This is a genomic window from Streptomyces sp. NBC_00252 (assembly GCF_036187565.1).
In the GTDB taxonomy this organism is placed as follows: domain Bacteria; phylum Actinomycetota; class Actinomycetes; order Streptomycetales; family Streptomycetaceae; genus Streptomyces.
In genome coordinates, this window is sequence record NZ_CP108087.1 from 655918 (window position 1) to 671358 (window position 15441).

A 15441-nucleotide genomic window follows, 5' to 3' on the forward strand; every position below is an offset into this window, starting at 1 on the left:
CCGAATGTCCCAGAACGCGTTTGAGTCCCCGCCCGACGGGGACCCGAACGTCTAGCACCCGCGACCGCACATTTCTGACACAGAGAGAGAAGTTGAAGCGCTGTGACCGCGCGCACCACAAAGAAGGAAGACGTGTATCTGCCGCCCGAGACCGGCTGGGCCAAGGCCCGCCGCCGTGGCGGGAAGGCCGTGAGGACCTGTGTCCCGCCCGTCGACGACAGCAGCGTGACACCGCCCCCGCAGACCCTGATCGAGGGCAACATCGTCAGAGGCGACGACTGACGAGCCGGAGGAACAGCGCCGACAGACGGGCCGGATGCCATGGGCTTCCGGCCCGCGGCATGTCGTCGTCCCGAAGACGGCGAGGAAAGTCACCTTCCGGGGTACCCGTAGGCAGCCCGTACCGGACGGACCACGCCACCGGAAGGACCCCGCCCATGTCCACCACAGTCGCCGACCACGTTCTCCAGCGCCTGCGCGAGTGGGACGTCACCCACGTCTTCGCCTACCCGGGTGACGGCATCAACGGCCTGCTCGCCGCCTGGGGCCGCGCGGAGGACAACCCGCGCTTCGTCCAGTCACGGCACGAGGAGATGTCCGCGTTCGAGGCCGTCGGTTACGCCAAGTTCTCCGGCAAGGTCGGTGTCTGCGCGGCGACTTCGGGCCCCGGCGCCATCCATCTCCTCAACGGCCTCTACGACGCGAAGCTCGACCACGTGCCCGTCGTGGCGATCGTCGGGCAGACCAACCGCAGTGCCATGGGCGGCAGTTACCAGCAGGAGGTCGACCTGCTGAGCCTGTACAAGGACGTCGCCTCCGACTTCTGCGAAATGGTCACCGTGCCCGAGCAGTTGCCGAACGTCATCGACCGGGCGATGCGCACCGCCATGGCCCGCCGCTCGGTGACCGCGGTGATCATCCCGCTGGACGTCCAGGAACTCGCCTACACGCCGCCCGAGCACGCCTTCAAGATGGTGCCCTCCAGTCTGGGGATGCCGCACTACACGGCGGTGCCGGACGACGACGATCTGCGGCGGGCCGCCGATGTCCTCAACTCCGGTGGAAAAACGGCCATCTTGATCGGTCAGGGCGCCCGGGGTGCCCGCGAGGAGGTGAAGGCGGTCGCCGACCGGCTCGGGGCCGGGGTCGCCAAAGCCCTTCTCGGCAAAGACGCGTTGGAGGACGACCTGCCCTATGTCACCGGCTCCATCGGCCTGTTGGGCACCCGGCCGTCGTACGAGATGATGCGCGAGTGCGACTCCCTGCTGGTGATCGGATCGTCGTTCCCCTACTCGCAGTTCCTGCCGAAGTTCGGAAAGGCGCGGGGTGTGCAGATCGACATCGATCCGCACATGGTGGGGCTGCGCTACCCCTTCGAGGTCAATCTCGTCGGTGACGCCGGCGCGACGCTGCGCCGGCTGCTGCCGCTGCTGGAGCAGATGGACGACCCGTCGTGGCGGATCAAGATCGAGGCGAACGTGGCCCGTTGGTGGGAGGTCATGGAGCGGCGGGCCGCCGTCGAGGCCGATCCGATCAACCCCGAGCACGTCGTGCACGCGCTCAGCGGGCTGCTGCCGGACGACGTGATCCTGGCCGCCGACTCCGGTTCGGCCGCCAACTGGTACGCCCGGCACCTGAAGTTGAGGGGCGCGATGCGCGGTTCGCTGTCGGGGACGCTCGCCACGATGGGTCCGGGGGTGCCGTACGTCATCGGGGCGAAGTTCGCGCACGGCGACCGGCCCGCCATCGCGCTGGTCGGGGACGGGGCGATGCAGATGAACGGCATGGCCGAGCTGATCACCGTCGCCAAGTACTGGCAGGAGTGGGCGGATCCGCGGCTGATCGTCGCCGTGCTCAACAACCGGGACCTGAACCAGGTGACGTGGGAGATGCGTGCCATGGAGGGCGCCCCGCAGTTCGTGCCCTCCCAGTCGCTCCCCGACGTCGCCTACGCCGACTTCGCCCGCTCCCTCGGCCTGACCGGCATCCGGGTGGAGAAGCCGGACGAGGTGACCGCCGCCTGGGAGAGCGCGCTCGCGGCGGACCGGCCGTGCGTGCTGGACTTCGTGACCGACCCCGCCGTACCGCCGATCCCGCCGCATTCCTCCCTGGAGCAGATCGAGGCCGCCGCGTCGTCCGTCCTCAAGGGCGACAGCGACCGTACGGCCATGGTCAAGCAGGGGTTCAAGGCGAAGATCCAGGATCTGCTGCCCGGTGGACGGCCCACGGGCCGATCGTGACGTATCACGCACAAAACGGGATGTCTGACCTCGCCGGACAGGGGCACTCGTGATCAGGTAAGGAACCGCACGCCCTACCGAACGACCAGAGGTGAACCATGACCGCGGAGATCAAGGACCTGACCCCGAAGTACACCGTTCCCGGAATCGAGCGCGAGGCCGCGGGCCGACTGATCGGTGTGCTGCGGCAGCGGCTCCACTCGCTCAACGATCTCCACCTGACGCTGAAGCACGTGCACTGGAACGTCGTCGGACCGCACTTCATCGCCGTGCACGAGATGATCGACCCGCAGGTCGACCAGGTGCGCGAGATGGCCGACGACGTGGCGGAGCGCATCGCCGCACTCGGCGGGGTGGCACCGGGCACGCCGGGCGCGCTGGTGGCCGAGCGCACCTGGGACGACTACTCCATCGGCCGGGCCGACGCCATCGCCCACCTCGGCGCGCTCAACCTCGTCTACACGGGGCTGATCGAGGACCTCCGGGCCGCGGTCAAGGAGGCGGGCGACATCGATCCCGCCACCGAGGACCTGCTGATCGGCCAGCTGCGCGACCTGGAGCAGTTCCAGTGGTTCGTGCGGGCGCACCTGGAGAGCGCGGGCGGAACCCTCGCCACCAGTGACGCGCACTCGGAGTCCGAGGCCGCCGCCAAGGGCGCCGAACTGGGCTGACCGGCCCGGAGTCTCCACCCAACTTCCCCTGCTCGACCACATGTCGGCACCGGCACCCGCGAAACTTGCCGTTTGACAACTATGGCCATGAGGCAAGAAAGTAGCGGGTGTCATCGCAGCAGGGGAAGGATCTGGGATGCCCCGGTCGGCGGAGGCCACTCCGTGCGCCGGCCACGAACAACGAACAGCCGCCTGGTGGGCGGCTGTCGGTCTGCTCGGTCAGGCGGTACGGCTGCCCGAGGAGTCGTCGTGGTCGTGTATCTGCGCCGCCGCCACCGCACAGAACGCTTCCAGGCCCGTGAGGAGCGCGTTGCGCCCGGCGGCCGGCATCTGTTCGAGCACCGCCCCGAGCGCCTCCTCGCGCCGGGCCCGCAGGTCCGACAGGAAGGCCCGCCCCAGGCTGCTGAGGTACAGGCGCACCTCGCGCCGGTCCGTGGGACTCACTTCGCGGTCGACGAACCCGGCGGCCTGCAACCGGTCGCACAGCCTGCTGGTCGACGGCGGGGTCGAGGCGAGATGGTCGGCGAGAGTCCGCAGGTTGATGCCCTCGTGGTGCTCCAGGATGAACAGCACACGCAGCTGGGAGGCGGACGCGGGCGCCGTCGAGGCACGCCCCCACAGGACTTCCAGCAGTTCCGCGGCCGTAGAGGTGACGCGCGCGACCTCGTCGGGCTCGGGGCGGGGGTGGAAGGACGTCACAGTCACACTCTCGCAGGCACAGGGACGAGCCCCAGCCTACTAGGCACGCGCAACGGACACGGATGGACGAGACGACACGCGACGCCGGGGCCGTACGGCCCACCGCAGGAGCGGGTGACGCGTGCCTCGGGTGAGAGATTGGCATACCTACGATCGTGAACAGATTCCTGGCTGTCGAGCGGGCGTTGCGCACGGCAGCCCCCCATGAGCTGCCCGACGTCGTCGGCCGCGAGCTGGGCCGGCTGTACGAGGCGGACTCGGTGGAGCTGCTCATGGCCGACTACGGCCTGACCGTGCTCCAGCCCGTGACCGAACTGCCGCACACCCTGCCCGCGGTGTCCGTGCACAACACGCCCGCGGGCCGCGCCTTCGGGGCCCAGGAGCCCTTCGTGGAGGGGAACCTCGGGGACGGCAGCGTGCGCGTGCATCTGCCGATCAGCGTGCGCGGTGACCGGCTCGGCGTGCTCTCGGTGACGCTGCCCGGCGGCGACCACGTGCGCGACTGTCTGCCCGAACTGACCGAACTGGCCGAGGTGTTGGGCCACGAGGTGCTGGTCGCCGAGCGGGACACGGACCTGTATCTGCGGGCCCGGCGCAAGGACCGGCTCACCCTGGCGGCGGAGATGCAGTGGCAGCTGCTGCCGGGCCGTTCGTGCTCGCGCTCCGAGTTCGACCTGGGCGCGCAGCTGGAGCCCGCGTACGCGATCCACGGGGACAACTTCGACTGGTCCGCCACGGCCGACCACCTCACGCTCTACGTCTCGAACGGCATGGGCGAGGGCATAGAGGCGTCGCTCCTGACGAACCTGGCGGTCAACGCCCTGCGCAACGCGCGCCGGGCCGGTATCCGCCTCGGCGACCAGGCGGCTCTCGCGGACCAGGCGGTGTACGCGCACTACCAGGGCCGTAGCCATATGTCGGTGCTGATGTTCGACTTCGACCTCACCACCGGGCGGGCCAAGGTGGTGGACGCCGGTTCGCCGCAGACGATGCGGCTGCGCGACGGCGTGGTCGAGCGGATCACCTTCGACGCACAGCTGCCGCTGGGCATGTTCGAGGAGACCGACTACATCGAGCAGGACTTCCGGGTCGAGCCCGGCGACCGGCTCCTCTTCGTCAGCGACGGGGTGTACGCGGTCGCCTCTCCGAAGGGTGAGGCGTACGGCGAGGCCGCGCTGGCCCGGGCGATCCAGCACACCAGGCTGCTGCCCGCCGCCGAGGTGCCGCGGGCCGTCCTGCGCGAACTGACCGGCCACCGCGGCACACCGACCCCGGACGACGACGCCTTGGTGGTGTGCCTGGACTGGCGGGGGCGGTGACGTGCGCCCCGTCATCCCCCGCACCCACCCGCGTGGCGCTAGTGTGAAGACACTGAGCCGGAAGGGTGAACGCCGTGAGCACCTCTGAATCGCTCCCGTCTGTGGAGAGCGAGCTGCGGTCGTCCCCGCCCAACGATCTCGTCGGGACGGCCCGCCGCCTGCTCGCCGACCGGGCCGGAGCCCGCGAGGTCAGCCTCCTCCTCGCCGACTACGGCCTGCGGGTGCTGCGTCCGGTCGCCCCGGCGGCGGACAGCACCGGCGAACCTCTGTCGGCCTACGACGGCCCCGCTGGACGCGCGTTCACCCTGCAGACGCCCGTCGTCGAGGCGGAGGGCGACGGGACGGCCACCGTGTATGTGCCCGTCACCGTCCGCGGCGACCGGCACGGTGTGCTCTCCGCCCGGCTGCCCGCCGCCGGCGCCGACCCGGCCGGGGTGCGCGGGCTCGCCGAGTTCGCCACCGCCCTGGGCCACGAGGTCGCCACGGCGGAGCGCGACACCGACCTGTACCTCCTGGCCCGCCGTACCCGGCGCCTCACGCTGGCCGCCGAGATGCAGTGGCAGCTCCTGCCGGGGCGCGGCTGCGGTCGCCCGGAGTTCGTGATCGGCGCGCATCTGGAGCCCGCGTACACCGTCGGCGGCGACAACTTCGACTGGAGCACCGACGGCAGCCGCCTCACCGTGACGGTCACCGACGGCATGGGCCGGGGCATCGACGCCTCCCTGCTGACCAGCGTCACGGTGGGTGCCCTGCGCAACGCCCGCCGGGCCGGGGTGAGCCTCGCCGACCAGGCCCGGCTCGCCGACCAGGCGGTGTACGCCCAGTTCGGCGGCAAGGTCTACGCCTCGACGCTGCTGCTCCGCTTCGACCTCGCGACCGGCACGGTCCAGGCCGTCGACGCTGGCTCCCCGCGGCTCTACCGGAGGCGCGGCGACACGGTGAAACAGATCGAACTGGAGGCACAGCTCCCGCTCGGCATGTTCGAGGAGACCGCCTACGAGGAGCAGATCTTCACCGTACGGCCCGGGGACCGGCTCGTGGCGGTGAGCACCGGCGTCCACGGGACGCGCTCACCTGAGGGCGACCTGTTCGGCGAGGACTCGCTGCGCCGGGCCCTGGACACGGCGCCGACGCAGGCTCCGCAGGAGGTCGCGCGGTCGGTGGTGGCGAGCCTCATCGAGCACTTCGGCAGCACGGAACTGACCGCCGACGCGGCCGTGGTCTGCCTGGACTGGAACGGACGCGACGCCACCGAGTCGTGACCCGAGGGGGTCACCCGCCCCCGGTGAGTGTCGCTACGAACGCCAGCAGCCCGCGTTCCAGGGCCGCGCGGTCGTCCGCCGCCATGCCGCTCACGACCTCCGTCAGCGCCCGGGACCGCAGCTCGGCCACCTCCGCGAGCACGTCCCGGCCGTGCGCGGTGAGCCAGAGCTGTATCTCCCTGCGGTTGTGCGGCGCGGCCTCCCTGAGCAGCAGCCCGGCCGCCTCCAGCCTGTCGCAGAGCCTACTCACCGTGGGCAGGCCCGCCTCGAGCCGCTCGGCCAGCAGGGTCAGGTTCGCGCCCGGCTCCGCCTCCAGGGCGTGCAGGGCGCGCAGTTGATGTGGGGACAGCCGTACCGACGCCTCGGCCGCCGCCGCTGTCCACAGCTCGGCCAGGCCGTCCACGGCATCGGCGATCCGGCCCGCGACGGCGTCGTTGCCATCCGCCTGTGCCGGTGTCCGGTCCGCCTCCCGATGGGCTGCCAAGAGTTCAACGCCTCAGGGAAGTCGGCAGTGTGGTGATTCGCCGCTCATGGGGTTGGCCTACCCGAGATTCCCACACCCAAGCGGCCCCGTCTGCGGGAGCTTGACCGGCCGCTCAGTCGCGGTCGGGATACAGCACCGACGAGATCCTCTGGTGCAGGTCGTGCTGGGGGCGGCCGGGTGCCGTGGGGGCGGCCTCGCACACGGATCGGGCCAGGGTGCGGAGCTTGACGTTGGCGTGCTGGGAGTGGCGGCGCAGGACGCGCATCGCGACGTCCGCGTCGACGCCGTAGAGACCCATGAGCACTCCGCGCGCGAGGTCGATGTCCTCTTGCGAGACGCGGGCCCGGTCGATGTCGGAGTCGGCGGCGCGCCGTGCCTCCTGCCGTACGGACGACGTCACGTCGACGGCGAAGCCGCGCAGCACCACCACCTCGCCGTCGTCGCCGCTGCGGCCGTCGCCGACCAGGACGACGCTGCGTTCGACGTCCGTCGCGCCGACCACGCGGAGATAGCAGCTGAAGGGGAGCCCGGTGTTCCTGCCGTGTTCCAGGGCACTGTCCAGGCGGGCCTGGTCCTCGGCGTGGACGTGGCCGCGGAGCAGTTTGGCGGTGGGCGTGACGGCGTCGGGCTCGTAGCCGAGCAGCCGGAACGTCTCGTCCGACCACCACCAGGTGTCCTCCGGCAGCCGGTGCAGGAACACTCCGGTGATCTCGTCCGCGCGGTCGTCCTCCGACTCCATGCTCCTCACCACCCCGACGCCCGGTTCATCACCTTGTACGAAAACCCTAGCGCCTCAGCCGAAGCGGTGGGGCAGCCGGACGACCTGCACGAAGAAGTCGTCGATCTGCCGGACCGCGGCGATGAACTGGTCGAGGTCGACGGGCTTGGTGACATAGGCGTTGGCGTGCAGTTTGTAGCTGCGCAGGATGTCCTCCTCGGCGGAGGAGGTGGTCAGGACGACCACGGGGATGTGCGCGAGCTCGGGGTCGGACTTGATCTTCTCCAGGACCTGACGGCCGTCGTACTTGGGGAGGTTGAGGTCCAGGAGGATGAGGTCGGGCTGCGGGGCGCCGGTGTGGTCGCCGCGCTTGTAGAGGAAGTCGAGGGCCTCCTCGCCGTCACGGACGACGTGGAGGGTGTTGCCGATCTTGTTGTCCTCGAAGGCTTCGCGGGTCATCAGTTCGTCGCCCGGATCGTCCTCCACGAGGAGAACGTCGATCGGGGTCGCGCCAGGGAGGGTCATGTAAGAGCCTTCTCGTCGGTGGTGGTGGAGGTGCCGGTCCCCTCGGCGGGGACGGGGGCCTCCGTGGTTTCGATGCCTGCGGCGGCACCGGATGCGTCGGCGGCTTCCTCGGCTGCCGGAAGCGTGAAGCAGAAGCGGGTGCCCTCGCCGACCGTGGACTCGATCCAGATCCGGCCGCCGTGGTGTTCGACGATCTTCTTGCACAGGGCGAGTCCGATGCCGGTACCGCCGTAGGCGTCACGGCTGTGCAGCCGCTGGAAGATGACGAAGACCTTGTCGGCGAACTCCTCGGGGATCCCGATGCCGTTGTCGCCGACGCTCAGGCGCCACATGCCGGGGCTCTCGGGATCGGCGTCGCAGGTGACGGACACGTGCGGGGCGCGGTCCGGGTGGCGGAACTTGAGGGCGTTGCCCACGAGGTTCTGCCAGAGCATCGTCAGCAGGGTCGGGTCACCGACGATGTCGGGCAGGGTCTCGGGCCGGTCGATCCGGGCGCCCGACTCCTCGACGGCGGCCGCGAGGTTGCGCAGCGCCTTGTCGAGCGTCGAGCCGAGGGCGACCTTCTCCCGGGTGTCGTCGAGGCGTCCGACGCGGGAGAAGGTGAGCAGGTCGTTGATGAGGACCTGCATGCGTTTGGCGCCGTCGACGGCGAAGTCGATGTACTGCAGGCCGCGGTCGTCGAGCTTGTCCCCGTAGCGCTTCTCCAGCAGCTGGCAGAACGAGGCGACCTTGCGCAGCGGCTCCTGGAGGTCGTGCGAGGCAACGTAGGCGAACTGCTCCAACTCGGCGTTGGACCGGCGCAGTTCCACGGCCTGGGCGTCCAGCTCGGCGGCCTGTCGGCTCAGAATCTCCTCCTGGTCGCGGGAGGCGTCGAGTTCGGCCACGATCCGTCGGCGCATGCCCTCGACGGCTCCGGCCACCGCGGTGAGGTCGGCCGGGCCCTCCCCGGTGATGTGGTGCGCGAAGTCGCCGCCGGCGACCTTTTCCGAGGCCTTGCTCAGCGACTCCAGGGGGCGGGTCACCAGCAGGCGTACGAGGACGGCGAGGGCGACGCCGGTCAGCAGGAAGGCGGCGATCATGGCGCTGAGGACGCTGTCGCGCACCGTCCGCTGGTGGTCGAGGTGGGCCCGGCCCTGCTTCACGGCCTTAGCGAGGTCGGTGTTCTGTTTCGCCCAGAGGGTGCGCAGGTGGTCGAACTCGTGCTTGCCGCTGTCCACGCTGGTCTGGTCGATGGCTCCCGGCTTGCCGGGGACGACGACGGCGGCGAGGGGTTCGGCGTAGTTCTGGCGCCAGGCGGCCGCGCCGCGCTCGACGGCGTTGAGATCGGCGAGCAGTTCGGGCCGGTCACGGAGGTGTGCGCGCAGTTTCGCGGCCGAGTGGGCCTCGTCCTGTTTGCCGGCGGTGTACGGGGCGAGGAACTGCTTGTCGGCGGCGATGGCGTAGCCGCGGATGCCGGTCTCCTGGTTGACCAGCGCGGCCTGGAGCCGGTACGCCTCGGTCTGGGAGGGCTGGACCCGCAGCAGCAGGTCGTCGGTGACCCGGGCGGTCTGGCTCAGCAGGCTGGCGCCGATCGCGGTGCCGATGACCACCAGCAGCACCATCAGCGACAGCGCGAGGAAGAACCACCCCTGCACTGTCAGTCGGCGCCCGATCCCTGTTCCGCCCGTCATGTCCTTCACCGTTCTGCTCGTCCCGACTTCCTCTCGTCCCGCCTGCTCGGCCCCGGCGCAGTGAATCACGTCCGGGGCAGCTGCCTCACGTCCAGTGCAGATGCATCACGGCCACGTCGTCCGCCAGTCCGCCCTGTGCCTCGGCCAGGCGCTCGGCGGATTCGATCAGTTCGTCGACGAACGGCTCCGGTGCCAGCCCGGCCCTCTCCCGCGCGATTCTCAGCAGTCCGTCCTCCCCCAGCCGCTCGGAGCCCCGCCCGACATGGCCCTCGAACAGCCCGTCGGTGAAGAGCACCACAGCGGCGTCCTGGGGCACGGCGAGTTCCTCGACCGGCCAGTCCGCGAGGCCGGGGACCACGCCCAGTGCCGGTCCGCCCGGGACCTCCACCCAGTTCACCGCGCCGCCGTCCCGCATCAGCAGCCCGTGGTGTCCGGCCCGCACGACGCTGGCCGTGCGTTCGCCGGGTGCGGCGGAGAGGCTGACGAGGGTGGCGAAGACCTCGCTCCGGGCGCGCTCGGCGACCAGGAGCTCCTCCAGCCGGGCCACCTGTTCGGCGCCCGTGACACCGCTGAGCACCAGGGTGCGCCAGGCGATCCGCAGGGCCACACCGAGGGCGGCCTCGTCGGGCCCGTGCCCGGACACGTCACCGACGACCGCGTGGACGGTGCCGTCGACGCTCTGCACGATGTCGTAGAAGTCGCCGCCGAGCAGCGCCTGCGCGCGTCCGGGGCGGTAGCGGGTCACCGCTTCGACGCCCTCGCCGCGCAGCAGGGGGCGGGGCAGCAGGCCGCGTTCCAGGCGGGCGTTCTCCTGGGCCTGCATGCGGCTGGCCTGGAGCGCGACGGCCGCCCGCTCGGCCTGCTTGCGCTGGATCGCGTAGCGCACCGCGCGGCCGAAGAGTCCCGGCTCGACGCGGCCCTTGACGAGGTAGTCCTGTGCGCCGGCGGCGACGGCGGCGAGGCCGGTCTCCTCCTCGGCGAGCCCGGTGAGGACGACGACGGCCGCCCGCTCGGCGTTCGCCCGCACCCGGGACAGGGCCTCGAGTCCCTGCGCGTCCGGCAGATGCAGGTCGAGCAGCACGCAGTCGGGCACGTCGACGGCGAGCGCCTCGGCGGCCTCGGCCATCGAACGCACCCACTGCAGACGTATCTTCAGCGCGCTGTCGGCGACCAGCTCCTCCACGAGGAGCGCGTCTCCGGCATCGTCCTCGACGAGCAGGACAGCGGGCTGCCAGGCCACCCAGGCTTCCGGGCCGGCCCCTTCGCCGCCCACCGACAGCAGGTCGTCGGCCCGCGGCTGTGGCACCACCATGGTCCTGCCCTCCCCACCGCACGGTTCCTCGAGACCATAGTTGCCGTCAGACAACAGTCGAGAGCATACCGGTACGTCGGTACGTCCCGTACTCGCTCGGTGCGACCGTCAGCGGCACTGCCCAACACGCCCTGGGTTACCCGTTGTTGAGGGTACGACGGACACCTGTGCGGGCGCGAGGAACCCTCTTCCTCAGCGCCCTGTCACGACGCGTGTACGCCCCGCCACGCCAGGGGTGCGACGGGTCCGGAACCACGGTAGACGTGACCGGAACGTGGAGATCCCAGGGGGGTGGCGTGAGCGACTGCCGCACGGAGGAGTCCTCGGACGAGGGCCCGGGGCTCCGCGCTCCGGGAATGCCAGGCCGGAGCACCCGGTGCCCTACGAGCCGTCGGGCCGAGGTTCCGGGACACATGGCCGTCCACTGGGCCGGATGTTGTTTGAACCGGCCTCAGCCCGGTAGTCCGAAGAGGACGGCAGACTGCCCAGCCGCTCCCGGGAGGGTTCGGCAGTGAGCCCGCCACCGGCCGCCCCGGGACCAGTCCCGCGGGGCGGCCGGCCTCCCCTCCCCGGCGCGGTCAGGCGGCGTCGGCGAGGACACGTTCGCGCACCGTGGCGCAGGACGTGCTGATCAACCGCGACACGTGCATCTGGGAGACGCCGAGCCGCTCCGCGATACCGCTCTGCGTCATGCCACGGAAGAAACGGAGGTAAAGGATCACGCGTTCGCGCTCGGGCAGCCGCTGCAGGGCGGGCTTGACCGCCTCGCGGTCGACGACCAGGTCGAACCCGGCGTCGCACTCCCCCAGCAGCCCGGCGAGCGTCATGCCGGCGTCCTCACCACCGGGCGTCTCCGCGTCCAGCGAGAGCGCGGTGAAGCTGTCCAGCGCCTCCAGACCGGCCTGTACGTCCTCCTCGCTCAGCTGCGCGTACTCGGCGATCTCGGCGACGCTGGGGCGCCGGTCGGAACCCGTGGCCGACAGCTCCCGCAGGGCGATGCGCACCCTGTTGCGGAGTTCCTGGACGCGCCGCGGCACGTGCAGGGCCCACATGTGGTCACGGAAGTGCCGTTTGATCTCGCCGGTGACGGTCGGGACGGCGTAGCTCTCGAAGGCGTGGCCGCGCTCGGGGTCGTAGCCGTCGACGGCCTTGACCAGGCCGAGTGCCGCGACCTGGCGGAGATCCTCGTAGGGCTCGCCCTTGCCGCGATAGCGGCCGGCGATGCGTTCGGACATGGGAAGCCAGACGCGGACGAGTTCGTCGCGCAGGGCGTCTCGCTCGGCGCCTGCGGGCAGGTGCGAGAGACGGTCGAAGGCCGCCGCGGTGCGGGGCGCGTCGTTGTGCGGGTGGCGCTTCCTGGTGGCTGTGTCCATGGTGCTCACGACTCCCTCGTGGGGTTGTCGAACGGACGGTCCCCATGGGTGGTGAGCACGCTGTGACCAGGCAGAACACACCCGCGATCCGGCGTACACCAGCTCCCACGGACGTGCCTCCTGTCCGAAGCACTCATAGGGCGCCTTCCCCCTCGGAGCACCTTGAAACACCTGTACGACGCCGATGGCTCCCAGCCGCCAAATCGTGACGAATGGTGAGGAAAGAGGTGGCCGGTCGGACGGACGTGTCGGCCCCACGACCTCGGGTAGGCGCCGGACTCCCCCGACAGACATGGAGCGAGTGATGGAACGCGGAAGCGACCGACTGAGCGTCCACCGAGACGAGGAGATGAAGCACGAACTGCAGGGGCTGCTGCGTTCCGGGCGTTCGACCCGGACCGAGGAGTGGAACGACCCGGAGCCGACCGCGGACGACGACCCGGTGATCGCGGGCGGGCCCGTGACCCCGGGCGGCACGGCCGTGCCGCTGGAGGCGGTCCGGCTGGAGCTGGCGAAGATCCTTGGCCGCACCTCGTTCCCCGCGGGACCGCGTGAACTGGGCGGCGTGCTGCGCGAGAAGTACGCGCCGGACAGTCTGGTCGAGCCGGTGGAACGCCTGCCGCGGGACGCCCGCTACGCCTCGGCGCGGGAACTCGCGGAGGCCGTGGTGGAGGGTGAGCGGACCGGCCGCGGTGACAGGTAGGTAGGTCACGGCACACGACCGACCCTGAGAGACACGGTGGTCGACGGACCGTCACCGGTTCGTCGGCCACCGGCGTCGGTCAATCCCCGCCATCACTCGGCGAGTTCACCGCCGCGCCGGTGTGCTCCCGCCGGTCGTCGCGCTGATCGTCGTGCTGTGCGAGGGCGGACAGCAGCGCCTCGACAGTCATCCCGGCCTCGGCCGGATGTCGCAGGATGGTCCCGGGCTGGATGCGGTACGCGTTGGTCCGCCCCTCCCGCGTGTGGGTGAGATAGCCGTCCTGTTCAAGATCGGAAATGATCTTCTGGACCGCTCTTTCGGTGAGCCTGCATCGCACGGCGATGTCACGGATACGGGTGCGGCGGTCCTCGGCGATCGCGGCCAGCACGCGCGCATGGCTGGTGAGGAACGTCCACCCCGTATGCGTCTCGGATACTCCGTCCATGACCCCAGCATAGGGCCCAGCTTTCACGTATCTCGAGACACGAAATAGATTTCGTGTATATCTTGACGCGTCAGCTGCACCGGGCAAGACTTGAACGGGCAGAAAACAGGGCGGATGCCTCAGGAGCGGCAGCCATGGTGGAACACGAGCGTTGCGTCTCCTCCGGAAGTCAGGTCCGGACGGTCTGCGCGGTGACCCCCGTCCTCGCGGCGGATCCTCCGTCGGCTCCCCTTCCCCTCCCGGCCTCCGCCTCACTGAAGATCGCGACGCGGCCGGCCGGGACCCGGATCGCCGTCGTGGTGTCCGGGGAGATCGACATCGACTCGGAACAGACGGTGCAGACCGCCCTGCGGCTGGCGCTGGCCCGGTCGTCCGACGGTCTGGACCTCGATCTGGCCGGGGTCGGTTTCTGCGACTGCTCCGGGCTCAACGCCCTGCTGCGCGTCCGCCGGATCGCCCTGGCGGACGGCAAGACGGTCGCCGTCCGGGCGCTCAGCGCGGAGGTCGACCGACTGTTCACGCTCACCGACACGTCGTCGCTGTTCGACCCCGGCCGTCCGCCCGCCGACGGGGTGGTCAACGCCTGGCGCGGACCCTCCGCGACGACGCATGACCTCATGGAGGAGTACGGGGTGTCCGACGAGGCCGAGGAGCTGCGCATCGAAGTCGTGCAGCTCAAGCGCGCGATGCTGACCCGGCCGGTCATCGACCTGGCCCGCGGAGTCCTGATGGCCTCCTTCGGCCTCAGCCCCGAGGACGCCTGGAACGTCCTGGTCTCCGTCTCCCAGCACACGAACACCAAACTCCATCAACTGGCCGAGGAACTGGTCGACTCGGTCAACGGAGCGCCGCTGCCCGACCATCTGCAGCGGAGGATCTCCCTGGCGGTCGCGGAGATCTCCCGCCCGGCGTAGCGCGGGACGGCGCCCGCGCCCCCTACCCGCCGACGGGCGCCGGTTCCGGCATCGGCGCGATCCGCAGGGCGAGCGCGCCCATGGCCTCCGCGTCGTCGCTGATCCGTGTCATCTCCTTCCACCACGACCCGCCGTCCTCCATGTACCGCAGCAGCACGCCCTCGCGGATGCCCCAGGGGCAGACGGTGACGGTCTTGATGCCGGTGAGCTTCATGGCCGTGTGCCCGACCACCGCTCCGGCCAGGCTCTGCGCGGCGCGCGGTGCCGAGACACCGGGGAGTTGAGCCCGGTCGGTGGACGGGAGCGCGGCCAGCCGATCGAGGCCATCGCGCAGCTCCGAGCGCGCCAACCGCCGTTCCACGAAGGGACCTTGGCGTCCTGGAGCTGCGCCGCAGAGCCGGGCCAGCTGCTGGAAGGTGCGGGAGGTCACGACGGTGGTCCGGGGCCCTTCCCAGCGGATCCGGGCGGCCACGTCCCGGAGTTGATGCCGTACCTCGCGGCGCAGCGCCTTGACGGCGTTCCCGGGCGGCGGGTCCTGGCCGTGGAAGAAGTCCCGGGTCAGCCGGCCCGCGCCGAGCGGCAGGGACGCGACGAAGTCGGGCAACCGGCCGCGGCCGAAGGCGACTTCGAAGGAGCCGCCGCCGATGTCGAAGAGGGCGAGCGGTCCGGCGCGCCAGCCCATCCAGCGTCTCGCGCCGAGGAACGTCAGCTCGCCCTCGACCTCTCCCGGGAGGGTGCAGAGCCGTACGCCGGTCTCGGTGCGCACCGCGCGGAGAACGTCGAGCCGGTTCGGCGCGCCGCGAACCACCGCAGTGGCGAAGGCGAGTGGCCCCGCGGCGCCCCAGTTCCGGGCGGTCTCAGCGGCGGCCGACACGGCACTCACGAGCTGGCGTACGGAGTCCTCGGGGATCTCCCCGTACGGCTGGCCGACGCGCTCGGAGAGCCGTAGCTTCCACTTGGCCGTGTGCACGGGCAGCGGTACACCGTCCCGGAGATCCGCCACCACGAGCCGCACCGTGTTCGACCCCACGTCCACCACACTCATTCGCATGAACCGGTGAGTACCCCGCGAGAGAGCCGTCAGTCGTCTCGGGATGATCTTCGGG

Annotated in this window: 16 protein-coding genes; 7 read left to right on the top strand and 9 right to left on the bottom strand. The window is 70.7% G+C overall.

The window, feature by feature from the left end; all coding sequences use genetic code 11:
• Positions 1–102: 102 nt before the first annotated feature.
• The 3 genes from OHT77_RS02820 to OHT77_RS02830 all read left to right on the top strand — a co-directional run bounded on the left by OHT77_RS02820 (position 103) and on the right by OHT77_RS02830 (position 2911).
• A complete protein-coding gene (locus tag OHT77_RS02820) occupies positions 103–282 on the top strand; it encodes a hypothetical protein (protein WP_328826323.1) in 180 nt (59 codons plus the stop codon).
• A 155-nt stretch (positions 283–437) separates the two neighbouring features.
• Positions 438–2240: a thiamine pyrophosphate-requiring protein gene (locus OHT77_RS02825; protein WP_328826324.1), complete on the top strand. Its 1803-nt coding sequence runs from the start codon at positions 438–440 to the stop codon at positions 2238–2240.
• Positions 2241–2338: 98 nt separating this feature from the next.
• The gene (locus OHT77_RS02830; RefSeq protein ID WP_328826325.1) at positions 2339–2911 is read left to right on the top strand and encodes a Dps family protein; all 573 of its coding nucleotides are present in this window, start codon (positions 2339–2341) and stop codon (positions 2909–2911) included.
• A 219-nt stretch (positions 2912–3130) separates the two neighbouring features.
• On the opposite strand, the gene OHT77_RS02835 is transcribed toward OHT77_RS02830, so the two are convergent.
• Positions 3131–3616: a MarR family transcriptional regulator gene (locus OHT77_RS02835; RefSeq protein WP_266778821.1), complete on the bottom strand. Its 486-nt coding sequence runs from the start codon at positions 3614–3616 to the stop codon at positions 3131–3133.
• 149 nt (positions 3617–3765) lie between these two features.
• On the opposite strand from OHT77_RS02835, the gene OHT77_RS02840 reads away from it, so the two are divergent.
• On the top strand, positions 3766–4929 hold the full coding sequence (locus OHT77_RS02840) for a PP2C family protein-serine/threonine phosphatase (protein WP_328826326.1): 1164 nt from the start codon (positions 3766–3768) through the stop codon (positions 4927–4929).
• Between the two features lie 65 nt (positions 4930–4994).
• A complete protein-coding gene (locus OHT77_RS02845; RefSeq protein WP_328826328.1) occupies positions 4995–6191 on the top strand; it encodes a PP2C family protein-serine/threonine phosphatase in 1197 nt (398 codons plus the stop codon).
• Positions 6192–6201: 10 nt separating this feature from the next.
• On the opposite strand, the gene OHT77_RS02850 is transcribed toward OHT77_RS02845, so the two are convergent.
• The 6 genes from OHT77_RS02850 to OHT77_RS02875 form a co-directional block, all read right to left on the bottom strand.
• Positions 6202–6675: a MarR family winged helix-turn-helix transcriptional regulator gene (locus OHT77_RS02850; RefSeq protein ID WP_328826329.1), complete on the bottom strand. Its 474-nt coding sequence runs from the start codon at positions 6673–6675 to the stop codon at positions 6202–6204.
• A 112-nt stretch (positions 6676–6787) separates the two neighbouring features.
• A complete protein-coding gene (locus tag OHT77_RS02855) occupies positions 6788–7414 on the bottom strand; it encodes a PAS and ANTAR domain-containing protein (protein WP_328826330.1) in 627 nt (208 codons plus the stop codon).
• A gap of 54 nt (positions 7415–7468) precedes the next feature.
• Positions 7469–7918, bottom strand: a complete 450-nt coding sequence (locus tag OHT77_RS02860) for a response regulator (RefSeq protein ID WP_328826331.1) — start codon at positions 7916–7918, stop codon at positions 7469–7471.
• Positions 7915–9588, bottom strand: a complete 1674-nt coding sequence (locus OHT77_RS02865; protein ID WP_328826332.1) for a sensor histidine kinase — start codon at positions 9586–9588, stop codon at positions 7915–7917. The genes OHT77_RS02860 and OHT77_RS02865 overlap by 4 nt, the downstream gene beginning before the upstream one ends.
• Positions 9589–9673: 85 nt before the next feature.
• Positions 9674–10900 (bottom strand): PP2C family protein-serine/threonine phosphatase, encoded by a 1227-nt coding sequence (locus OHT77_RS02870; RefSeq protein ID WP_328826333.1) that lies wholly within the window; start codon positions 10898–10900, stop codon positions 9674–9676.
• A 578-nt stretch (positions 10901–11478) separates the two neighbouring features.
• Positions 11479–12273 (bottom strand): SigB/SigF/SigG family RNA polymerase sigma factor, encoded by a 795-nt coding sequence (locus tag OHT77_RS02875; RefSeq protein ID WP_328826334.1) that lies wholly within the window; start codon positions 12271–12273, stop codon positions 11479–11481.
• A 304-nt stretch (positions 12274–12577) separates the two neighbouring features.
• On the opposite strand from OHT77_RS02875, the gene OHT77_RS02880 reads away from it, so the two are divergent.
• Entirely contained in the window at positions 12578–12976 is a 399-nt protein-coding gene (locus OHT77_RS02880; protein WP_328826335.1) for a DUF2795 domain-containing protein, read from the top strand.
• Positions 12977–13055: 79 nt separating this feature from the next.
• On the opposite strand, the gene OHT77_RS02885 is transcribed toward OHT77_RS02880, so the two are convergent.
• Positions 13056–13421 carry a helix-turn-helix transcriptional regulator gene (locus OHT77_RS02885; RefSeq protein ID WP_328826336.1) on the bottom strand — a complete coding sequence of 122 codons (366 nt, stop codon included), beginning with the start codon at positions 13419–13421 and terminating at the stop codon, positions 13056–13058.
• Positions 13422–13555: 134 nt separating this feature from the next.
• On the opposite strand from OHT77_RS02885, the gene OHT77_RS02890 reads away from it, so the two are divergent.
• Positions 13556–14335, top strand: a complete 780-nt coding sequence (locus tag OHT77_RS02890; protein WP_328826337.1) for an ANTAR domain-containing protein — start codon at positions 13556–13558, stop codon at positions 14333–14335.
• A 22-nt stretch (positions 14336–14357) separates the two neighbouring features.
• Here OHT77_RS02890 and OHT77_RS02895 read toward each other — a convergent pair whose 3' ends face one another.
• Positions 14358–15386: a Ppx/GppA phosphatase family protein gene (locus OHT77_RS02895; protein ID WP_328826338.1), complete on the bottom strand. Its 1029-nt coding sequence runs from the start codon at positions 15384–15386 to the stop codon at positions 14358–14360.
• Positions 15387–15441: the final 55 nt, after the last annotated feature.